This window comes from Streptomyces sp. SID5469 (assembly GCF_009862865.1).
Lineage (GTDB): Bacteria > Actinomycetota > Actinomycetes > Streptomycetales > Streptomycetaceae > Streptomyces > Streptomyces avermitilis.
In genome coordinates, this window is record NZ_WWIN01000001.1 from 7,696,884 (window position 1) to 7,716,792 (window position 19,909).

The window sequence follows — 19,909 nt, forward strand, 5'->3', positions numbered from 1 at the left end:
GCCGTCGGGGGGAGGAGAGGCCGCGTGCTGAACGTACTGGTGAGCAAGACCCGCAACGGGCAGCCGCGCATGGCGATATGTCCTCACTCAGGGTGTCCACGCCCTGGTTCGACGAGACCGGCGGTGAGAGTTCCTGGCTCCCGGGGACTTACTTCCCCGGTGACAGTGGCGGGACCGCGCCGGACTCACACCGGCTTCCTCTTCTGCCGCCGTACTTGGCTCCGGCAGTCCACCATGGCTCCCGAACACCCGTCAACTTGCTGTTGACCTGGGACGGAGGAGTGTGCTGAGGCCCACACGCACACGGCGTGCGGGGCGCGTTCGGGCGTGGGGCGGGGCGCACGCGCATGGAGCACGGGGTGCTTATGCGTGGGGTGCGGGACGCATACGCGTGGGGTGCGGGACGGATGGTCCGTCCCGCACCCCAGGTGCGTGTACCGCCGTGCGTCAGGCGACGATCAGATAGATCCCGTACGCCACCGCCGCCGCGCACGCCGCGAAGCAGGCGTAGGCGCCGGTGGTCGCCAGTGCGGCCGACCCGCCCTCGGCCGACTCCTTCTTGGTGAGGCCGACGATGCCCAGGGTGAAGAGGCCCACCAGGCCGACGGTGACCACGAGGCTGACTCCGAAGACGGAGCCCAGTGCTGCCCAGTCGATGCTCATGCTGTTCGTTCCTTACACCGTGGCCGGACGGGTGGGCTCCGCGCCCGGGGACGGGGCCGGGATGGTGGTCTTCAGGTCGGCGGTGGCGTCGACCACGGAGACCGGGCCCGCCGGCGGCGGGGTGACCGCGGCGATCGCGGTGGTGACGACACCCGCGGGCTCGGCCGCGATGTCGTTGACGTTGTCGACGGTCACCGGCTGGCGGCGGGACAGGGCCCAGATGGCACCCGCACCGGCGACCAGCAGCACGCCGGTGGCGATGGTGCCCCAGGTGCCCTGCTTGGTGAGGAGTTCGGCGCCCGCGCCGACCAGGCCGGCGGCCGGCAGGGTCAGACCCCAGGCGGCGAACATCCGGGTCGCGGTGGACCAGCGGACCACCCCGCCCTTGCGGCCGATGCCCGCACCGAGGACGGAGCCGGAGCAGACCTGGGTGGTGGAGAGCGAGAAGCCGATGTGCGAGGAGGCCAGGATGGCCGTCGCGGCGCTGGTCTGGGCGGCGAAGCCCTGCGGCGGGGCCAGGTCGGTCAGGCCCTTGCCCATGGTGCGGATGATCCGCCAGCCGCCGAGGTAGGTGCCCAGCGCGATGGCCGTGCCGGCCGAGACGATGACCCACATCGGGGGGTTCGAGCCGGGGGCGACGACACCGCCGGTCACCAGCGCGAGGGTGATGATGCCCATCGTCTTCTGCGCGTCGTTCGTGCCGTGGGCGAGGGAGACCAGGCCGGCCGAGGCGATCTGCCCGGCGCGGTAGCCCTTCTTGGTCGCCTTCTCGTCGGCGCGGGCGCCGATCCGGTAGGTGAGGCGGGTCGCCAGCATCGCGGCGATTCCGGCCACGACCGGCGCGGCGACGGCGGGGATCAGGATCTTGGTGACGATGGTCGGGCCGTTCACCGACGACCAGCCGGCCGACATGACCGCGGCGCCTATCAGGCCGCCGAACAGTGCGTGGGAGGAGCTGGAGGGCAGACCCAGGAGCCAGGTCAGCAGATTCCAGAGGATGGCGCCGACGAGCGCCGCGAAGATCACTTCGACGCGGATGCCCTCTTCGTTGATGATGCCGCCGGAGATCGTCTTGGCGACCTCCACGGAGAGGAAAGCGCCGACGAGATTCAGCACGGCGGACATGGCCACCGCCGTCTTGGGTTTCAGAGCGCCGGTCGAGATGGTCGTCGCCATCGCGTTGGCAGTGTCGTGGAAACCGTTCGTGAAATCGAACACGAGAGCGGTAACGATCACGATCCCGAGGAGAAGCGTGATGTGTTCCATTTACCCAGGCTTCTGTTGGACGTCAGTGGCAGGTGGACCGTAAGCAACCTGGGTGAACGGAAGATGAACTGAGGCGGGCTGTGGGGTGTCTCTATCGGAGTCCCGTCGCTCCGCTTGTGACGAAGCGACGGTATCTCCCTTTCGAACGGAGGCGGAATTCCGGCCTCCGGAGGCTTGTGGCGGGGTCGGGTCAGCCCTTGGCGAAGCGCTTCAGTCCGGTCATGGACCCGTTGAAGAGATTCTGGTCACCCGGCAGGCTGCCGCTGTTGTCGTACTGCCAGAACGTCCAGAACGACCAGCCCGCCGGAAGCGCCCCCGCGTTCGCGGAGTCGTAGCGGGCCAGCCACAGCGCGTGGTCGGCGGCGAAGGCGGCGCTGCCGCCGGTGCACTTGTTCCACCAGTGCGTGGTCGTGTAGATCACCGGGCGGCGGCCGGTCTGCCGTTTCACCTCGTCGCTGAACGACTGGATCCAGCCGACCATCCTGGCCTTGCTCAGGCCGTAGCACTTCTTCTTGCTGTACGGGTTGTACTCGATGTCGAGTGCGGGCGGCAGCGTCCAGCCGTCGGCGCGCCAGCCGCCGCCGTTGCGCACGAAGTACGCGGCCTGGGCGGCGCCGGACGACTTGTCCGGCAGTGCGAAGTGGTACGCGCCACGGAGCAGGCCGGCGTTGCGCGAACCGTTGTACTGCCGGCCGAAGAAGGGGTTGCGGTAGTCGGTGGACTCGGTCGCCTTGATGTAGACGAACCTGGCGCCCTTCGCCTGCGCGCCCGACCAGTTGACATCCTTTTGGTGGGACGAGACGTCGTGGCCCAGCGGCTTGCCCGCCGCCGAGGCGGGAAGCCCGGCGAAGACGGTCCCCCCGATGGCGAACACCGCCGCGGACGCGGCGAGGACGCGGGCGCGGCGACGGGACGGTTTGTGATCACGGGCCATATTTCCCCCCGGAATGGCGACGTGTGCGGCAAATCTCCCAGAGGTTACTGGGAGATCGGCCCAAGTCCGTCGACCACCGGCCAATCATCGCGAGCAGGCGATATGTATCGGTATGCGCCCTTACGGACGTATGGCTTCCGCCCTAAAGTGCCCAGGTCCACCGGCGGCCCCGGCCCTCGCCTGGCAGGATCGCGGCATGGCTGAGCAGCGGCGCGACGGGCGGGATGCGGGGGGCGTGCGGGAGCACCCCCAGGAGCGGCGCGAGGAGGGGCAGCGGGACGAGGTGGCCCGGGCCTGGGACGACCTCGTGGCCACCGCCCGCCGCACGGTGTCCGACGGTCTGGTCGTCGGCACGTCGGGCAATGTCTCCGTGCGCGTGGGGGACACCGTCCTGGTCACACCCACGGGAGTGCCCTACGAGCGGCTGACGCCCGCCGATGTCGTGGGCGTCGGCCTCGACGGCCGGCAGGTGCTCGGTTCGCTGGTCCCGACGAGCGAACTGCCCATGCATCTGGCGGTCTACCGCACCACCGACGCGCGCGCCGTCGTCCACACGCACGCCGTGCACGCCACGGCCGTGTCGACGCTCGTACCGGAGCTGCCGCTGATCCACTACATGGCGGGCGCGCTCGGCGGGCCGGTCCGGGTCGCCCCCTACGCGACGTACGGCACGCCACAGTTGGCCGAAAACATGCGACGGGCCCTCGAGGACCGCACGGCCTGCCTCCTCCAGAACCACGGCACGATCGCCTACGGCGCGACCCTGCCCCAGGCGTACGACCGCACGGCCCAACTCGAGTGGATGTGCCGCGTATGGCTGACGGCGTCCTCGATACCGGGCCTGACCCCGACGCTCCTCACGGAGGAACAGGTGGCGGAGGCGGGGGAGCGCCTGCGGGGGTACGGGCAGCCGGGGCGGTAGCGCGGGCGCCGGGATCGCACCGCGGGGACGGCGCGGTCCTGGCCGGGCGGCGCCGCGGACCCCGCCGGCGCATGCCGGTTCGGTGGCGGGGTACCCGGCGCGGCACGGGAAACAACACCTCCGAACCCGGCAGGGAGCCTCGCCCCGAGCCGTCCTCCGGCTGGCCGGTGGCGGACTCCGCAAGGAGACTGAATCCGTGCGCACAGTCAAAGCGACGGCCGCCGCCGTCACCGTAGCCATAGCAGCCGGCGCGGCCGGTGTCGCCGCCGGCCGGTTCGCCAGCGACGCCGCGCTCAAGGCGCCGCCGGGCAGACCGCTGCCCACCGAACCCCGCCTCACCGTGCACTCCACGGCCGCGGGCCAGATCACGCTCACCCGCGCCCTGGCCTCCCAACGGCCCGGCACCTACGGCATCTCCGGCGACGGCTCCCACGCGGTCGTCGGTCCGGTCCTCGCCGCCGCTCCCCACTCCGCCGACACGGTCGTACGCCGCCTGGAACGCGTCACCCACGGCACCCTGGAGCCCGGCGACAAGGTCTGGCTGACACCGAACGTGCACATCGGCAACCCCAGCTCCGCCCTCGGCCTCGAGCACGCCGACGTCGACATCCCCGGCGAGCTCGGCCCCTTGCCCGCCTGGTTCGTACCCGGCGTCCGCGACACCTGGGTGATCACCGTGCACGGCCTCGGCGCCACCCGCGAACACCCCATGAACGTCATGGGGTTCCTGAACCGCCACCACTTCCCGGTGCTCGACCTCGCCTACCGCGGCGACCTCGGCGCGCCCCGCCCCCAGGACGGCCTGAACCACCTCGGCGAGACCGAGTGGCGCGACCTGGACGCGGCCATCCGCTACGCCGTGCGCTACGGCGCCGAGCGGGTCGTCCTGCACGGCTGGTCCACCGGCGCCACCATGGCCCTGCGCGCCGCCGCGCACTCCGGGCTGCGCGAGCGGATCTCCGGGCTCATGCTGGACTCGCCCGTACTCAGCTGGGAGACCACCGTGCGCACCCTCGCCGCGGCCCGTCGCACCCCCGGCGCGCTGCTGCCGCTCGCCGTCCGCGCCGCCCAGGGCCGCACCGGGCTGCACGGCGACCGCATCCAGGTGGCCGCCGACCCCCAGCACCTCCAGGCGCCGGTGCTGATCTTCCACGGTCCGGGCGACACCGTCGCCCCCTGGGGCCTCTCGCGCCGTCTGGCCGACAGCCGCCCCAATCTGGTCACCCTCCACACGGTCACCAACGCCCCGCACGGAGCCATGTGGAACGCCGACCCCGGAGTGTACGAAGAGGCCATGCGCCGCTTCCTCACCCCCTTGATGTAGGCACACCTCCGACAGCCCCTCGCAAAGGGGCAAAGCCGCTTCCGGTTCGGGTTTCACCAAGTGCTCCCTCACCCGTCTCGAGCGCCTGCCCAGACCTGTCCATTGGCCACCCCTGTCGCCCCCCGTGACATTCCGTTTGGGTTTTCGGACCGTCAACCGGAAGACTGCACCCGTGACGTCCCGTAACCCGCGCGACTCCAGGCTCCGACTCGTCCGCCCGCGGCCCCTGGCCGCAGCCTCCCGAGCGGTGACCCAGCGCCGCACGCGCCGCCCGGCACCCCGGCCGCCGGAGGGCACCCCTCCGCCCGCGGAACTGGCCCGCATGGCACGCACCGGCCTCGCCGACGCGGCCCGTGTCGCCCGCTGGGCCGACGCCGCGCTCCGCCCGGGGCACGGCGTAGGGCCCTCCGACGGCAGGGGCACCCTCTCCGACACCACCGCCGAACGGGCCGCCGCCGATCTGGGCCTGACCCCGGCTCAGGTCCGTGCCGACTGGGACACCGCACGCCTCGCGGGCCTCGTCGAGGTGCACGGCGACAGTGCCCGCCCCGGCTGGCGGCTGCGCGCGTGGAACCGCGACGACAGCGCCGTACTGCGCGGCTGGGTCGCCCTTTTCGACGCCTGGTCGCTCGCCTACCCGGAACCCGAGGAGCACGAGCACGCCGCCGTCGCCGAGGTCGTCTCCGCGATGCCGCAGGTGCTCTCCTTCCTCCAGCTGTCGGCGGGCCCCGTCCCCTTCGAGCAACTCCTCGACCTGCTCGACCAGCGGGTCACCGAGCTGCGCACGGAACGCTGCGAGGTCCCGTACGGCCCCCAGGCGGAGCCCGTCGAGGTCCCCGCGGGGCGTTCCGGCGGTGTCTTCGGCATCCCCGGTGAGCGCCTCGCCGAGGACACCCCGCTCTCCCCCCTCCTCGACTGGGCCCTGCACGCCCTCGCCTCCGTGGGCGCGCTCACCTGCGCCGACGGGCAGGCCACGCTCACCCCGCTCGGCAGTTGGGCGGTGTGGGTCAAGCTGGAGCAGATCTGCGTGGCCGCGCAGAGCCCCGCCGGGAACATCGAGCAGAACGCGGAGGACATGCTCCGCGGCTGTGCCCAGCTGCGCCCGAACGCCGCCCGTGCCGAGTACCGCGCCTGGCTCGCCGCCCGCACCGTCGGCAGCGCCGTCACCGAGCTCCTCGACGCGGCCCGCGGCGACGACGCCCTCCTGCGCGGCCTCGCCTTCGAGGCGCTGCGCGTGGTCGGCGCTCCCGCCGAGCCCGATGTGCGCGCCGTGGCCGAGGCCACCCCGCTGCGCCCGTACGCCCTGCTGTGGCTCGCGGAGCACGACGGTCACGACCCCGAGGACGCCCACGAGGTGCTCACCCGCGAGGAGTCCACCTGGCTGTGGGTGGACACCGCGGCGGCCGTCGCCGACCACGGCGAAGCCCCGCTCCTCGTGCGCCACCTGGAGTCCGCGGTACAGCCCACCGTGCCGGCGCTCCTCGACGAGGTACGCGCGGTCGGGCACCCCCGCACCGTGCAGGTCCTGGTCGCGCTCGCCGCCGCCCACCCCGATCCGGCACTCGCCAGGGCAGTCCGCCGTGCGGCCTTCCAGGTGCACACGGGCGGGAGCTAGCCCAGGATCCGGCCTGGTCCCCAAGACGCGCCCTGGTCGCCCGGGGGAGCGTCAGCCCTGTATCTCGGGGGCGTACGTGCCGAAGCTCCAGATGTTGCCCTCGGCGTCCCGGGCCATGTAGTCCCGCGAGCCGTAGTCCTGGTCCGTCGGGGGCATCAGGATCTCCGCGCCGTGGTCCACGGCGCGCCGGTGGTGGGCGTCGACGTCGTCCACCACGACGTACACCCCGCAGGGGCCCGCGTTCTTCATCGCCTCGTCGAAGCGGCCGCCGCGGCCCTTCGAGCCGAGCATGACCGCGCCGTTGCCCTGCACCAGCTCGGCGTGCATCACCGAGCCGTCCTCGCCCTCGTACACCGACAGCTCCGTGAAGCCGAAGGCCTCCGTGAGCTGCTTGATCGCCGCCTTCGCGTCCGCGTACAGCAACGACGGACAGATACTCGGACGCCCGCTGTCCATGCCTGCCATGCCGATCACCCCTTATCGCCTCGTCGCCGGAATGTGACCCGCCACACAGTGTGGCATCGGGCACTGACAACGCGGCCCCGGGCGAAGGACCGAAGGACCGAAGGACCGAAGGGTCGAAGGACCGAACGGCCGAACGGAGGACGCACCCGGGCCCGCCCGCCGTGTCACGGCAGCCGTCCGCCGTACCCGCGCCTACGCTCCGCCTGGTCCGTGGGCAGCGCTTTGAGGGGGCGAGGTGGTCGCTTTGCCGACCGGGACGACGGGGGAGGGCCCCGGCGACCAGCGCTACGCGGCCCTCACCGACGGCCGGCCCGCAGCGTCCCGCGCCGACAGCCGGCCCACCGCCCCCACCGCCCACGCGCGCACGCCGGCCCCGCGCGCCCCGCGAACCCGCAGGCCGAGCACCCCGCGACCCGCACAGCCGAGCGCCCCGCGAACACCGAAGCCGCGTGGACTGTGAACGCCTCTCCCCGCCCCCGCCTCCCCACCGACCCCCTGCCCCCGCCCCACTTCCGCCGTCTCCACCGCCTCCTGCCCACCGCCCTCGCGCTCCTGCTCGGCGCCTCCCTCCTCGCCGCGGTCCACCACGCCCGCCCCGCCCCCTACGGAGATCGCCTCACCGTCCACGCGCGCGTGGCGCCCGCCGTGGAGCCCAGGTTGCGTATGCGAGGGGCCGCCGTCGAGGCGTACGGCGGCCGCGGCGGCTCGGTTCACTGGACCTACGCGCGGGCGGGGCGTCGACCGCTCGCCGTGCTCCCCGCGCGCGGGGACGCCATCGCACTGTGGGACGACGGCCTGGTGACCGCCACCGACGCCACCGGCGTCCGCTGGCACCGCGCCCTGCCCGCGGCCGCGGACTGGCTGGCGGCCCACGGCGGAGCCGGGGTCCTGCGGATGCTCGATCCGGGCACCCGCATGCTCGCCGTCGTCACCCCGCACCGCATCGCCGCGTACCGTCTCGCCGACGGCGATCTGCGCTGGGTGCTGCCCGCCCGCCAGGGCTGCGCCTTCGCCCCCGCGCGCGCGGTGCACCGCGGCGGCGCCATCCTGATCGCGCAGCCCTGCCTCGCGGCAGACTCCTGGAGCGGCGAGATCGTCGCCGTGGACGACCTCGGCCCGATCGCCCCGCGCCGCACACCGCTGGGCAACGAATGGCAGGGCGAACGGCGGGGCGAGCATCACAGTGCCGAACACCCGCACACAGGAAATCTGGTTGCACGGCCCCGTTAGACTTGGCCCATGGCCATTCTCCTCGCGCATTAGACGGCGGGAACGCCCTCAGCTGCCCACCCCGCCAATACTTCCGCCCTGGAGTCTGTCCGTGATCTCCGCCTCCGGTATCGAGCTGCGCGCCGGCGCCCGCATCCTCATCGAGTCCGCCACCTTCCGCATCGCCAAGGGCGACCGCATCGGCCTGGTCGGCCGCAACGGCGCGGGCAAGACCACCCTCACCAAGGTCCTCGCCGGCGAGGGAGTCCCCGCCGGCGGCAACGTCACCCGCTCCGGCGAGGTCGGCTACCTCCCGCAGGACCCGCGCACCGGCGACCTGGACGTACTCGCCCGCGACCGCATCCTCTCCGCACGCGGCCTGGACACCCTGATCCGCAAGATGCGCGAGAACGAGCAGCGCATCGCGAACGGCTCGGGTGCCACGCGGGAGAAGGCGCTGCGGCAGTACGAGCGCCAGGAGACGGAGTTCCTCACCAAGGGCGGGTACTCCGCCGAGGCGGAGGCCGCCACCATCGCCGCCGCGCTCAACCTGCCCGACCGCGTGCTCGGCCAGCCCCTGCACACGCTCTCCGGTGGTCAGCGCCGCCGTGTCGAGCTGGCCCGCATTCTTTTCTCCGACGCGGACACGCTCCTCCTGGACGAGCCGACGAACCACCTCGACGCCGACTCGATCGTCTGGCTGCGCGACTACCTGAAGACCTACCGTGGCGGCTTCATCGTGATCTCCCACGACGTCGACCTCGTCGAGACGGTCGTCAACAAGGTCTTCTACCTGGACGCCAACCGCTCCCAGATCGACGTCTACAACATGGGCTGGAAGCTCTACCAGCAGCAGCGCGAGGCCGACGAGAAGCGCCGCAAGCGCGAGCGGCAGAACGCCGAGAAGAAGGCCGCCGCACTCCACTCCCAGGCCGACAAGATGCGCGCCAAGGCCACCAAGACGGTCGCCGCGCAGAACATGGCCCGCCGCGCGGACAAGCTCCTCGCGGGCCTCGAGGCGGTGCGCCAGCAGGACAAGGTCGCCAAGCTCCGCTTCCCCGAGCCGTCGCCGTGCGGCAAGACCCCGCTCACGGCGGAGGGTCTGTCGAAGTCGTACGGATCGCTGGAGATCTTCACCGACGTCGACCTGGCCATCGACAAGGGCTCCCGCGTCGTCATCCTCGGCCTCAACGGCGCCGGAAAGACGACGTTGCTCCGGCTCCTCGGCGGCGTGGAGACGCCCGACACCGGCGAGGTGGTCGAGGGACACGGCCTCAAGCTCGGCTACTACGCGCAGGAGCACGAGACCCTCGACCCCGAGCGCACGGTCCTCGAGAACATGCGCTCCGCCGCCCCCGACCTCGACCTGGTCGAGGTCCGCAAGACGCTCGGCTCGTTCCTCTTCTCCGGCGACGACGTCGACAAGCCGGCCGGCGTGCTGTCCGGCGGCGAGAAGACCCGCCTCGCACTCGCGACCCTGGTCGTCTCCTCGGCGAACGTCCTGCTCCTCGACGAGCCGACCAACAACCTCGACCCGGCCAGCCGCGAGGAGATCCTCGGCGCGCTGCGCACCTACAAGGGCGCGGTCGTCCTCGTCACCCACGACGAGGGCGCCGTCGAGGCGCTCCAACCCGAGCGCATCATCCTGCTGCCCGACGGCGTCGAGGACCTCTGGGGCGCCGACTACGCCGACCTCGTGGCCCTCGCCTGACCGACCTGTAAGGGGTCACCCCACGGGTCACCCCCGCTTGATCGAATGAGTGATCCACTGCGTATGGATCATTCGGCCGATCCGTGATCCATCATCTGTGTGAGATCTCCTCGTACCGAGGTGTGCCCTACATCGATTTCGCGGCCGAGTCCTTTCATCCCGAGGGCTCGGCCGTCGCGCGTCGCTGACCTGGTGATTCACGGATGAACCCGTTCGGCCGTACGGATGCCACCGGGCGGAACACCGGATTCCGCTCGTGGGGATGTGCTCCTGTCGTCAAAACCTTGTCTTACGGACCTTGCCGAATGGGTGGCCATGAAGCCCCCGAGGGGTGATCATGAGGAGACCAGAGCGCACTTCCCTTGAGGAGGCACGGGTGGCCGAGACTCTGAAGAAGGGCAGCCGGGTGACCGGCGCCGCGCGCGACAAGCTCGCGGCAGACCTGAAGAAGAAGTACGACTCCGGTGCGAGCATCCGAGCGCTGGCCGAAGAAACCGGCCGCTCGTATGGCTTCGTGCACCGGATGCTCAGCGAGTCGGGCGTCACGCTTCGTGGGCGTGGCGGTGCGACGCGGGGCAAGAAGGCCACTACGGCCTGAGGCCGGCGCGGTCCATCGGCTTCGGTGGTGCCACCCGGTCGGTCGAGTGATCGACCGGGTGGTTACTGTGCAGTCACTTACGGATGCGTGCTACTTCTCCGTGGCACCGCATCCACGATGACCGCACCCATCGGAGGCGCCCCATGGCTTCGCATGAGCACGAGACGGACGTCGACAAGGACCCCGGCAAGGTCCTCGATCCCGTACTCGACAAGGACGGCGTACGGCTCACCGTCGACGAGGCTGTCGCCACGGTGACGCTGACCAACCCGGCCAAGCGCAACGCCCAGAGTCCCGCGCTGTGGCGGGCGTTGGCAGAGGCCGGGCGGGTACTGCCGGGCTCCGTCCGTGTCGTTGTGCTGCGCGCCGAGGGCCCGTCGTTCTCGGCGGGGCTCGACCGGCAGGCGTTCACGCCCGAGGGGTTCGACGGCGAGCCGTCGTTCATCGAGCTCGCGCGCAGTTCGGACGCCGAGCTGGACGGAACCATCGCCGAGTACCAGGAGGGTTTCACCTGGTGGCGGCGGAGCGACATCGTGTCCATCGCCGCGGTGCAGGGGCACGCCGTCGGCGCGGGTTTCCAGCTGGCCCTCGCCTGTGACCTGCGCGTCGTCGCGGACGACGTGCAGTTCGCCATGCGCGAGACCAGCCTGGGCCTCGTCCCCGACCTCACGGGTACGCATCCGCTGGTGAGCCTGGTGGGTTACGCCCGCGCGCTCGAAATCTGCGCGACGGGCCGTTTTGTGCTGGCCGAAGAGGCCGAACGCACCGGCCTCGCCAACCTCGCCGTGCCCGCCGAGCAGCTCGACGGCGCGGTACGGGATCTCGCCGGCGCGCTGCTCGCCGCTCCGCGTGACGCCGTCATCGAGACGAAGGCGTTGCTGCGTGGGGCGCAGGAGCGGACGTACGAGGACCAGCGCGCAGCCGAGCGTGCCGCCCAGGCTCGCCGCCTGCGGGATCTGGCCGGGGTCGGCGACTAGGGCCGGCCCACCGCCGTGACCACCACGGCGACCGACGGGTGGTCCGGCAGGGCCTCCGTCACCGCCGAGCGGACCGCCCTGGCCACATCGGCGGTCCGCCGTTCCGCCGTCACCGCCAGTTCGACGCGAACGTGACGGTGCGGCAGGGTGGTCTTCCCGCCGACGTCCTCGATGTGGACCGGGCGGCCCAGGGCGTCCGTCAGACGGGCGACGCCCGGGACGGACAGCGCGGCCGAGGCCGCCCGGAGCTCGTCGGCACCGGTCGGCTGGGCAGTCGGCCGCTCGTCGTCAGGGCGTACGGCGACGGGCGCCTCGTCCGCCCCGTTCGACAACTCTGTCACCAGCAGATCCACCTCCGTGACCGTCAGACCGAGCCGCTCCTCCGCGGCCGCGGCCAGGGCCAGGCGCAGGCGGTCGGCCGTCGTGGGGAGCGGGTCGACGCCCGGCGCCGTGGGGTCCGCCGAGACGGTGAACTCCGCGATGATGCGGAGGGGGCCGGGCGGCAGCGCGCTCGGCGGGGGCGGCACGACCGGCTCGTGCACCTGCTGCTCCGGGTCGGCGAGGGAGATCCGGAGCGTGCCGAGGCGGACCTCGCGCACGGGATCCGCCGCGCGCCGCAGCACCGAGCCGGCCGCGCTCTCCGTGATCCACGAGCCGTCGTGGGGGAGGCCGAGGGGCAGCAGCCTGCCGAGCCTGAGCAGATGCCGTACTTCCTGAGTCCACCGGTCTGCCGTCATTGTTCCAGCCTGCCGCACCCCAGGCGCGAGAGGCCGCAACCCGGCCTACTGTGGGTTGGGGGACGACCGAAAGGGAGGTGCGGCGATGACCGACATGACGGAGCGGAACCGGCCGGAGACCCCCGAGGGCGCGGTGGAGTCGCCGCAGGCACGCAGGGCCACCAAGCGAGGCGGCGGCGACCCCGCGACCCGAGGCCGCACCACCATCGCCGACGGCGTGGTGGAGAAGATCGCCGGGCTGGCCGCCCGTGACGTACTCGGCGTGAACGCCATGGGCAGCGGACTCAGCCGTTCCTTCGGGGCCATGCGCGACCGGGTGCCCGGCGGCACCAAGTCCGTCGCCCGCGGGGTGAAGGCGGAGGTGGGCGAGCTCCAGACCGCGCTCGACCTGGAGATCGTCGTCGACTACGGCGTGTCCATCACCGATGTCGCCCGCGCCGTGCGCGAGAACGTCATCGCGGCCGTCGAGCGCATGACCGGACTCGAGGTCGTCGAGGTCAACATCGCCGTCAGCGATGTGAAGCTGCCGGACGAAGAGGAAGAGGAGCCGGAGACACGGCTTCAGTAGTCACGGGGTGACCGCACAGCTGAGGAGCGCACCATGAGCTTGGCCGTGATCGGCATGATTGCCGGAATGGCGCTGGGCTTCGCCGGGTACTTCGGCGGATTCGGCGCGTTTCTGCTGGTGGCCGCCCTGGGCGCCGTCGGCCTCGTCGTCGGCCGGGTCATCGAGGGGGACCTGGAGTTCGGCGACTTCTTCCGCCCCCGCGACGACCGGCGGCGATGACGGGTGCCCGGCCAGGCCGGTGAGCTCGAACAGCGCTACGGGCCCCAGGCGGTCCGGCGGCCCCCGACGGCCGTGGCGCCGGCCGAGCGCGGGGCCACCAGGATCGCCGACCGGGTCGTCGCGAAGATCGCCGCGCAGGCGGCGCGCGAGGCAGTGCTGCCGCTGACCAGGGGCGCCGAGTCGCCGCACGCCACGGTCGTCGTGCACCACGGCACCGCCCGCGTCCGCATCAGTCTCGAACTCGACTATCCCTCCGACATCGGTGGCCGGTGCCGTGCGGTGCGTCGTCAGGTCGCCGAGCGGGTAGGCGCTTTGACGGGGATGGAGGTGCACGAGGTGGCCGTCCAGGTGGAGCGGCTGCACCGGGCACCGGCACCCGGCGCGGCACACGGGAGGACGCAGTGAGCGAGCCCCAGGGACACGAGGGACACGAGAGCACGCAGCGGCTGCCGGTCATCGAGAAGACCGACGACACGGACCCCGGCCGGTCCGCCTCCCCGGAGGCCTACGAACCGGGCCCGGTCCCGGCCGCCGACGAGGGCGCCCGCGACGGCCGCTTCTGGTCGGCCCGCCGTGTCCCGGCGGGCCTCCTCGCCCTGATCGTCCTCCTCGGCGCCGGCCTCCTCCTGTACGACGTCGTGGCCGTACGCGCCCACCGGCCCGCCATGCACTGGCGCAGATTCCTGGCCCGTCAGCTCGCCGAGCGGCCCCTCGACGACACCTGGGTGCTCGTCGGCGCGGGTCTCGCCGCCGCCCTCGGCGTCTGGCTGCTCGTGCTCGCCACGACTCCCGGTCTGCGCGGCTTCCTGCCGATGCGCCGCGCACACCCCGACGTACGGGCCGGACTGCACCGGAAAGCCGCCGCGCTGGCGCTGCGCGACCGGGCCATGGAGGTGTCCGGCGTGCAGTCCGTGCGCGTCCGTGTGCGGCGCAGGAAGGCGGACGTCCGCGCGGTGTCGCACTTCCGTGAACTCGACGACGTACGCGCCGACCTGGACGCCACGCTCGCCGACGGCGTCCGGGGGCTGGGGCTGGTCCGGCCGCCCGCGCTGTCGGTGCGCGTGGGGCGTCCCCGGCGGAAGGGGTGAGGACGGTGCTGAGGACCGTCAACCGTGTGCTGCTCGGACTCGCCGGGCTGATCCTGGTCGCCCTCGGCGGCTCCGTGCTGGCCGTCGGACTCGGCGTCCGGCCACCCTCGTGGTGGATCCACGACGGACGGCGCGACGTGCTCCTCAGCTACGCCGAGCGGACGCGGTGGCGGGACGAGGGCTGGTGGTGGCCGACCGTCATCGCCGTGCTAGCCGTTCTCGTCCTGCTCGCCCTGTGGTGGCTGTCCGCCGTACTGCGCAGGCGGCGGCTCGCGGAGGTGCTCGTCGACACCGGCGACGGCGAGGGCGCGATGCTGCGCGGACGGGCCCTGGAGGACGTACTCGCCGCTGACGCGGAGCAGTTGGACGGCGTCGGGCGCGCACACGTCCTGCTGACCGGCCGGCGCGCCGCCCCCGAGGCCCGGGTGCGGCTCCTGCTGGAACCGCACGTGGATCCGGGGACCGCGCTGCACGGCCTGACCACTCGGTCGCTCGCCCACGCCCGGGACTCCGCGGCCCTCGCGGCACTGCCCGCGGAGGTCCGGCTGCGCGCGGTCAAACACCGGGCGGAGCGGGTGAGTTGAGGGACACCGCGGACAACGGCGGGCGGGTTCCGCTGCTTCCCGCGGCCCCGGTCCACCGGACCGGCCCTAGAACCCGTGCCGCATCCCGCCGTCCACCGGCAGCATGATGCCCGTCAGATACGACGCCGCCGGCGACAGCAGGAACGCGGCCGCGCGGCCGAACTCCTCCGGTGTGCCGTAGCGGCGCAGCGGGATGCGGGACTCGTTGGCCACGCGGGTGGCCTCCGGGTCGGCGGAGAGCCCGTCGAGTTCACGGACACGGTCCGTGTCGATGCGGGACGGGAGCAGGCCGACGACGCGGATGCCGCGCGGGCCCAGCTCGTCCGCGAGGGACTTGGCGAAGCCGGCGAGGCCCGGGCGCAGCCCGTTGGAGATGGTCAGGCCCGGGATGGGCTCGTGCACCGAGCCGGACAGCACGAAGCCGATGACCCCGCCCTCGGCCAGCTCGGCCGCCGCCGCACGGGCCAGCCGGACCGCACCGAGGAACACCGACTCGAACGCGGCCGTCCACTGCTCGTCCGTGTTGTCGGCGACGAACCCGGGCGGTGGTCCGCCGACGCTGATGAGGATGCCGTCGAAGCCGCCGAAGTGCGCACGCGCGGCCGCGACGAGGCGGGCCGGCGCCTCGGGGTCCGCGTTGTCCACGGCCACCCCGACCGCGTTCGGGCCGAGCGCGGACGCGGCGTCGGCGACACTCTTGTCGTCCCGGCCCGTGACGACCACCTTCGCCCCGTCGGCGACGAGTTCCCGCGCCGCCGCGTTGCCGAGCCCACGGGTCGCCCCGGTGACGACGTACACACGATCCTCAAGTCCAAGATCCATGCCCCCTATCCTGCCTCCTGGTCACCGAAGAGGGCGAGGGCGGTGCTCACCAGGCCGAGGTGGCTGAAGGCCTGGGGGTAGTTGCCGAGGAAGCGGTCCGACGCCGGGTCGTACTCCTCGGCGAGCAGACCCACGTCGTTGCAGAGCCCGACCAGCCGTTCGAACAGGGCGCGGGCCTCCTCGGTGCGGCCCAGCCGGTGCAGGGCGTCCGCGAGCCAGAACGAACAGACCAGGAACGTGCCCTCGTCGCCGGGCAGCCCGTCCACCTCTGCCACGTCGGTGCTGTAACGGCGTACGAAGCCGTCTCGGCCCAGCTCCTCGCGCACCGCGTCGACCGTGCCGATCACCCGCGGATCGTCGGGCGGCAGAAAACCGACCCGGGGGATGAGCAGCAGCGAGGCGTCGAGTCCACGTGAGCCGTAGAACTGTGTGAAGGTGTTCCGCTCGGCGTCGTAGCCGCGCTCGCACACCTCGCGGTGCACCTCGTCGCGCATGGCCCGCCAGCCCGCCAGATCGCCGCCGAGCTGCGGCTCGTTCTCCAGGGTGCGTACGGCGCGGTCGGCGGCCACCCAGGCCATCACCTTCGAGTACACGAAATGGCGACGCCCGCCGCGCACCTCCCACAGCCCCTCGTCCGGCTGCCGCCAGGCCGAGCACAGGAAATCCATCAGGGCGCGCTGCACCTGCCACATGTGCGGTTTGGCCGGCAGACCCGAACACCGGGCCAGCGACAGCGAGTCGATGACCTCGCCGTAGACGTCCAGTTGCAACTGCTTCGCGGCGTCGTTGCCGATCCGGACCGGGACCGAGTCCCCGAATCCCGGCAGCCAGGGCAGCTCGAACTCGGGCAGCCGCCGCTCTCCCGACAGCCCGTACATGATCTGCAGATCCGCCGGATCGCCCGCGACCGCGCGCAGCAGCCAGTCGCGCCAGTCCGCGGCCTCCTCGTGGTACCCGGCCGACAGCAGCGCGTCCAGGGTGAGCGTGGAGTCGCGCAGCCAGCAGTAGCGGTAGTCCCAGTTGCGGATGCCGCCGAGCTGTTCGGGCAGTGAGGTGGTGGGGGCGGCCACGATGCCGCCGGTCGGGGCGTAGGTGAGGGCCTTGAGAGTGATCAGGGAACGCACCACGGCATCCCGGAACGGTCCGTCGTAACGGCACTGCGACACCCACTCCCGCCACTGCGCGAGACTGCCGTGCAGCGACTCGTACGGGTCCACGAGCGGCGGGCGCGGCTGGTGCGAGGGATGCCAGGTGAGGACGAAGGCGACCTTCTCGCCCTCCCCGACGGTGAACTCGGAGTGCGTGCAGAAGTCCTCGCCCCAGGTGTGCACCGCGGGCTCGCTGCGCAGCCACACGGCGTCGGGGCCGGCCACCGCCACGCGATGCCCCTCGGCCCTGCGCATCCACGGCACGATCGAGCCGTAGTCGAAGCGCAGCCGGATCGCGCTGCGTACGGTGACGCGGCCGCGCAGCCCCTCCACGATGCGTACGAGGTCGGGGGCGCTGTCGCGCTGGGGCATCAGGTCGGTGACGCGCAGCGTGCCCTCGGGGGTGTCCCACTCGGAGTCGAGGACGAGGGAGTCGGTGCGGTAGGCGCGACGGGTGCAGGGGCCCGCGCCCTTGGGGGCGATACGCCACTTGCCGTTGTGCTCGTCGCCGAGCAGCGCGGCGAAGCAGGCCGGCGAGTCGAAGCGGGGGAGGCAGAGCCAGTCGATGGATCCGTCGCGGGCGACAAGGGCGGCGCTCTGCTGGTCCCCGATGAGGGCGTAGTCCTCAATGGATGCGCTGAATGCTGGGGACTCGACAGATTTGTGCACAATTGCCGGGTTCCCGCTGGGGGGTGGGGGCAATCCGGGGGTGGGCCCGGGCGGGTGATGCGCGGGCGGAAGGGCGGCCGGTGGGGTGCGGTGGGGGCCGGACCGTCGTGGGGGCGCTGGGGCGCTGGGGCGCGGGACTGCCGGGCTCCGTGCGGCGGGTCGGGCCCTGGCTCTAGACGGCCGCCGGGGCCGTCTCCTTGGTCTCCGTCTCCTTCGCCGCTGCCGCCTCCGCGCGGTCGCGGCGTTCGCGCCGGGCCAGGACGACCCAGCCGACGGGGACGCCCGCCGCGAACAGCCACCACTGGACGGCGTACGCCATGTGGGGGCCGATGTCGCTGTGGTCGGGGGCCGGAATCAGCTCGGGGCTGTCCCCCTTGGGCCGGGGCGAGGTCAGCTCGACATAGCCGCCGAGGACCTGCTTGCCGAGGGCCTTCGCCTGCTGTCCGCTGCTGATCAGCATGATCTGGCGGGCCGGCAGCCCCTGGACGTTCTTGATGCCGCTCTCGGCGGTCGTCTCGTCGGGCATCAGCCGCCCGGTGACGGTGATCTCACCGTTCGCGGGGGCGGGGATCTTCGGGAACTCGGTCTGCACGCCGTTCGCCGGGATCCAGCCCCGGTTGACCAGGATCACCTTGCCGTCGTCCAGCACGAACGGGGTCAGGACGTGGAAACCGACCTCGCCGTCCACGTTCGTACGGCGGCGTGCGACGACCTCGTGCGCGGTGTCGAAGGTGCCCTTCGCGGTCACCCGGTGGTACAGGTCGTCGTGCTTGACGGTCGCGCCGGGCGAGGTGAGCGACTCCGCCGGCACCGGCGTGGCGGCCAGCGAGTTGCCGATCACCGTGTTGAGCGCGACGCGGTGCTCGTGGCGGTGCAGCTGCCAGAAGCCCAGCTCAATCATCGTCGGGATGAGCGCGAGCGTCACAAGGGTGAGGATCACCCACTGCCGGGACAACAGGAAGCGGTACACCCCACGACCGTACAACTCGGTCGTGGGGCGTTGGGAGGGGGGTGGGCGGTGGACGGCGGGCAGGGGGCTCAGACCTTGTCGACGATTCCCGCCCTCCCCTCCGCGCGAGAGCAGTGCGCACCGCAGAACCAGCGGCCCCCGACCTCGACTCCCTGGCCGATGATCTGGACGCGACAGTGCTCGCAGATCGGTGCCATGCGGTGGATCGCGCAGGAGAAGCAGTCGAAGACGTGCACCGCGCCCTGCGCGTGCACCTCGAACGTCATGCCGTAGTCGTTTCCACAGACTTCGCAACGTGCCATGCGCCACAGGGTGCGGCGCCGACCCGGGACGGGCGAGCGGCCGCCGGGCGAGTCGTCCGCCAATCACCCGTCTGACGCCTCACCACCGGTTCGAGCCGCCGCGGGTCACCCCTGCGAGGCCGGCTCCACGTCCCGCAGCAGCTGGCCGAACGCCGCCTCGTCGATCACCGGTGTCCCGTACTGCCGCGCCTTGGCCGTCTTGGACGTACCCGAGCCGGGGTCGTTGGTGACGAGCAGGCTGGTGAGCCGGGACAGGCTCGTCGCCACATGCAGGCCCGCCTCGACGGCGCGGTCCTCGAGGAGCTCGCGGTCGACCGAGGTGTCCCCGGAGAACGCCACCCGCATGCCTTGCTTGAGCGGTTTGCCCTCTTCGTAGCGACCCGGGTTGGGATAGGGGCATACGGGGCGTTTGCGGGAGGGGCGCCAACTGCCGGACGGATAGCCGCCGGAGGGCTGCCGGCCGATCCGCGGGGTGGCGTTCCACTCGGTGAGCGGCAGGCACTCCAGCAGCGGCAGCCGGACGCCGTCCCGCGCCGCCGCGTGCAGACTCGGCCGGAACGCCTCGGCCAGCACGCGCGCGTCGTCCAGGGCGTGGTGGGCCCGCTGCTGTACGACGCCGAAGTGCGCGGCCAGCGACTCCAGCTTGTGGTTGGGCAGCGGCAGGCCCAGCTCCTTGGAGAGCGCGATGGTGCACAGCCGCTGCCGCACCGGCGCCTGGCTCTTCGCGCGCGCGTACTCCCGGGCGATCATCGACCAGTCGAAGACCGCGTTGTGCGCGACGAGCACGCGGTCGGCGAGCCGGGACGCGAACTCCGCCGCGATGTCCTCGAAGAGCGGTGCCCCTTCGAGGACATCGCTCGTCAGCCCGTGGATCCACACCGGGCCCGGGTCCCGCTCCGGGTTGACCATCGTGTACCAGTGGTCCTCGACCTCGCCGCGCGCGTCCAGCCGGTAGACGGCGGCCGAGATGATCCGGTCGTCCCGGGCCAGGCCGGTGGTCTCCACGTCGACGACCGCGTACCCCTGTGGATACGCGGCCGGCCAGGGGGCTGGGGTCGCTGCGGTCGTACGGTCTTCGAGCATGGTCAATGAGGATAAGGGCCGCCACTGACAGCTCT

Annotated in this window: 22 protein-coding genes and 1 riboswitch; of the genes, 12 read left to right on the forward strand and 10 right to left on the reverse strand. The window is 72.2% G+C overall.

What is annotated here, in order from left to right:
* Window positions 1-106: 106 nt before the first annotated feature.
* A riboswitch (cobalamin riboswitch) is annotated at window positions 107-250 on the reverse strand.
* A 197-nt stretch (window positions 251-447) separates the two neighbouring features.
* The 3 genes from GTY58_RS33355 to GTY58_RS33365 all read right to left on the reverse strand — a co-directional run bounded on the left by GTY58_RS33355 (window position 448) and on the right by GTY58_RS33365 (window position 2,863).
* Window positions 448-663, reverse strand: a complete 216-nt coding sequence (locus tag GTY58_RS33355) for a hypothetical protein (protein WP_010987818.1) — start codon at window positions 661-663, stop codon at window positions 448-450.
* A gap of 12 nt (window positions 664-675) precedes the next feature.
* Window positions 676-1,929 (reverse strand): inorganic phosphate transporter, encoded by a 1,254-nt coding sequence (locus tag GTY58_RS33360; protein ID WP_010987819.1) that lies wholly within the window; start codon window positions 1,927-1,929, stop codon window positions 676-678.
* 190 nt (window positions 1,930-2,119) lie between these two features.
* Window positions 2,120-2,863: a lysozyme gene (locus GTY58_RS33365; protein WP_010987820.1), complete on the reverse strand. Its 744-nt coding sequence runs from the start codon at window positions 2,861-2,863 to the stop codon at window positions 2,120-2,122.
* A 196-nt stretch (window positions 2,864-3,059) separates the two neighbouring features.
* Here GTY58_RS33365 and GTY58_RS33370 point away from each other — a divergent pair, with 196 nt between their 5' ends.
* From GTY58_RS33370 to GTY58_RS33380, 3 genes are all read left to right on the forward strand, one after another.
* Complete coding sequence (locus tag GTY58_RS33370; protein WP_010987821.1) at window positions 3,060-3,785, forward strand: class II aldolase/adducin family protein; 726 nt, start codon at window positions 3,060-3,062, stop codon at window positions 3,783-3,785.
* A gap of 196 nt (window positions 3,786-3,981) precedes the next feature.
* Window positions 3,982-5,109 carry an alpha/beta fold hydrolase gene (locus GTY58_RS33375; RefSeq protein WP_010987822.1) on the forward strand — a complete coding sequence of 376 codons (1,128 nt, stop codon included), beginning with the start codon at window positions 3,982-3,984 and terminating at the stop codon, window positions 5,107-5,109.
* Between the two features lie 172 nt (window positions 5,110-5,281).
* The gene (locus tag GTY58_RS33380; protein ID WP_078234931.1) at window positions 5,282-6,724 is read left to right on the forward strand and encodes a hypothetical protein; all 1,443 of its coding nucleotides are present in this window, start codon (window positions 5,282-5,284) and stop codon (window positions 6,722-6,724) included.
* Between the two features lie 51 nt (window positions 6,725-6,775).
* Here the strand turns inward: GTY58_RS33380 and GTY58_RS33385 are convergent, their stop codons facing one another.
* On the reverse strand, window positions 6,776-7,189 hold the full coding sequence (locus GTY58_RS33385; protein WP_037646969.1) for a VOC family protein: 414 nt from the start codon (window positions 7,187-7,189) through the stop codon (window positions 6,776-6,778).
* A 456-nt stretch (window positions 7,190-7,645) separates the two neighbouring features.
* Between GTY58_RS33385 and GTY58_RS33390 the strand changes: the two genes are divergently transcribed.
* The 4 genes from GTY58_RS33390 to GTY58_RS33405 all read left to right on the forward strand — a co-directional run bounded on the left by GTY58_RS33390 (window position 7,646) and on the right by GTY58_RS33405 (window position 11,684).
* Complete coding sequence (locus GTY58_RS33390) at window positions 7,646-8,419, forward strand: hypothetical protein (protein WP_174514637.1); 774 nt, start codon at window positions 7,646-7,648, stop codon at window positions 8,417-8,419.
* 91 nt (window positions 8,420-8,510) lie between these two features.
* A complete protein-coding gene (locus tag GTY58_RS33395) occupies window positions 8,511-10,109 on the forward strand; it encodes an ABC-F family ATP-binding cassette domain-containing protein (protein ID WP_010987826.1) in 1,599 nt (532 codons plus the stop codon).
* Between the two features lie 376 nt (window positions 10,110-10,485).
* Window positions 10,486-10,707, forward strand: a complete 222-nt coding sequence (locus tag GTY58_RS33400) for a helix-turn-helix domain-containing protein (protein WP_010987827.1) — start codon at window positions 10,486-10,488, stop codon at window positions 10,705-10,707.
* A 143-nt stretch (window positions 10,708-10,850) separates the two neighbouring features.
* Complete coding sequence (locus GTY58_RS33405; protein WP_010987828.1) at window positions 10,851-11,684, forward strand: enoyl-CoA hydratase/isomerase family protein; 834 nt, start codon at window positions 10,851-10,853, stop codon at window positions 11,682-11,684.
* Here the strand turns inward: GTY58_RS33405 and GTY58_RS33410 are convergent.
* Window positions 11,681-12,421, reverse strand: coding sequence for a hypothetical protein (locus GTY58_RS33410; protein WP_010987829.1), 741 nt, complete (start codon window positions 12,419-12,421; stop codon window positions 11,681-11,683). The genes GTY58_RS33405 and GTY58_RS33410 overlap by 4 nt on opposite strands.
* A gap of 85 nt (window positions 12,422-12,506) precedes the next feature.
* Between GTY58_RS33410 and GTY58_RS33415 the strand changes: the two genes are divergently transcribed.
* The 5 genes from GTY58_RS33415 to amaP are packed head-to-tail and all read left to right on the forward strand — an operon-like array spanning window position 12,507 to window position 14,880.
* The gene (locus GTY58_RS33415; protein WP_010987830.1) at window positions 12,507-12,989 is read left to right on the forward strand and encodes an Asp23/Gls24 family envelope stress response protein; all 483 of its coding nucleotides are present in this window, start codon (window positions 12,507-12,509) and stop codon (window positions 12,987-12,989) included.
* Between the two features lie 33 nt (window positions 12,990-13,022).
* Complete coding sequence (locus tag GTY58_RS33420) at window positions 13,023-13,208, forward strand: hypothetical protein (protein WP_010987831.1); 186 nt, start codon at window positions 13,023-13,025, stop codon at window positions 13,206-13,208.
* Window positions 13,209-13,211: 3 nt separating this feature from the next.
* On the forward strand, window positions 13,212-13,613 hold the full coding sequence (locus GTY58_RS33425; protein WP_010987832.1) for an Asp23/Gls24 family envelope stress response protein: 402 nt from the start codon (window positions 13,212-13,214) through the stop codon (window positions 13,611-13,613).
* Complete coding sequence (locus tag GTY58_RS33430; RefSeq protein ID WP_010987833.1) at window positions 13,610-14,296, forward strand: DUF6286 domain-containing protein; 687 nt, start codon at window positions 13,610-13,612, stop codon at window positions 14,294-14,296. The genes GTY58_RS33425 and GTY58_RS33430 overlap by 4 nt, the downstream gene beginning before the upstream one ends.
* Entirely contained in the window at window positions 14,293-14,880 is a 588-nt protein-coding gene (gene amaP, locus GTY58_RS33435; protein ID WP_010987834.1) for an alkaline shock response membrane anchor protein AmaP, read from the forward strand. Before GTY58_RS33430 ends, amaP begins: the two co-directional genes overlap by 4 nt.
* Window positions 14,881-14,946: 66 nt before the next feature.
* On the opposite strand, the gene GTY58_RS33440 is transcribed toward amaP, so the two are convergent.
* The 5 genes from GTY58_RS33440 to GTY58_RS33460 form a co-directional block, all read right to left on the reverse strand.
* Window positions 14,947-15,702, reverse strand: coding sequence for an SDR family oxidoreductase (locus GTY58_RS33440; RefSeq protein WP_010987835.1), 756 nt, complete (start codon window positions 15,700-15,702; stop codon window positions 14,947-14,949).
* Window positions 15,703-15,707: 5 nt separating this feature from the next.
* Entirely contained in the window at window positions 15,708-17,519 is a 1,812-nt protein-coding gene (locus tag GTY58_RS33445; protein WP_010987836.1) for a glycoside hydrolase family 15 protein, read from the reverse strand.
* A gap of 172 nt (window positions 17,520-17,691) precedes the next feature.
* The gene (locus GTY58_RS33450) at window positions 17,692-18,489 is read right to left on the reverse strand and encodes an SURF1 family protein (protein WP_010987837.1); all 798 of its coding nucleotides are present in this window, start codon (window positions 18,487-18,489) and stop codon (window positions 17,692-17,694) included.
* 68 nt (window positions 18,490-18,557) lie between these two features.
* Window positions 18,558-18,791 carry a hypothetical protein gene (locus GTY58_RS33455; RefSeq protein ID WP_010987838.1) on the reverse strand — a complete coding sequence of 78 codons (234 nt, stop codon included), beginning with the start codon at window positions 18,789-18,791 and terminating at the stop codon, window positions 18,558-18,560.
* Window positions 18,792-18,896: 105 nt separating this feature from the next.
* The gene (locus tag GTY58_RS33460; RefSeq protein WP_010987839.1) at window positions 18,897-19,874 is read right to left on the reverse strand and encodes a DEDDh family exonuclease; all 978 of its coding nucleotides are present in this window, start codon (window positions 19,872-19,874) and stop codon (window positions 18,897-18,899) included.
* Window positions 19,875-19,909 lie beyond the last annotated feature (35 nt).

Coding starts and splice junctions, on each gene's coding strand:
- GTY58_RS33455 (WP_010987838.1), bottom strand. CDS start 18,791: ATGGCACGTTGCGAAGTCTGTGGAAACGACTACGGCATGACGTTCGAG.
- GTY58_RS33385 (WP_037646969.1), bottom strand. CDS start 7,189: ATGGCAGGCATGGACAGCGGGCGTCCGAGTATCTGTCCGTCGTTGCTG.
- GTY58_RS33440 (WP_010987835.1), bottom strand. CDS start 15,702: ATGGATCTTGGACTTGAGGATCGTGTGTACGTCGTCACCGGGGCGACC.
- GTY58_RS33420 (WP_010987831.1), top strand. CDS start 13,023: ATGAGCTTGGCCGTGATCGGCATGATTGCCGGAATGGCGCTGGGCTTC.
- GTY58_RS33360 (WP_010987819.1), bottom strand. CDS start 1,929: ATGGAACACATCACGCTTCTCCTCGGGATCGTGATCGTTACCGCTCTC.
- GTY58_RS33460 (WP_010987839.1), bottom strand. CDS start 19,874: ATGCTCGAAGACCGTACGACCGCAGCGACCCCAGCCCCCTGGCCGGCC.
- GTY58_RS33355 (WP_010987818.1), bottom strand. CDS start 663: ATGAGCATCGACTGGGCAGCACTGGGCTCCGTCTTCGGAGTCAGCCTC.
- GTY58_RS33410 (WP_010987829.1), bottom strand. CDS start 12,421: ATGACGGCAGACCGGTGGACTCAGGAAGTACGGCATCTGCTCAGGCTC.
- GTY58_RS33365 (WP_010987820.1), bottom strand. CDS start 2,863: ATGGCCCGTGATCACAAACCGTCCCGTCGCCGCGCCCGCGTCCTCGCC.
- GTY58_RS33405 (WP_010987828.1), top strand. CDS start 10,851: ATGGCTTCGCATGAGCACGAGACGGACGTCGACAAGGACCCCGGCAAG.
- GTY58_RS33370 (WP_010987821.1), top strand. CDS start 3,060: ATGGCTGAGCAGCGGCGCGACGGGCGGGATGCGGGGGGCGTGCGGGAG.
- GTY58_RS33415 (WP_010987830.1), top strand. CDS start 12,507: ATGACCGACATGACGGAGCGGAACCGGCCGGAGACCCCCGAGGGCGCG.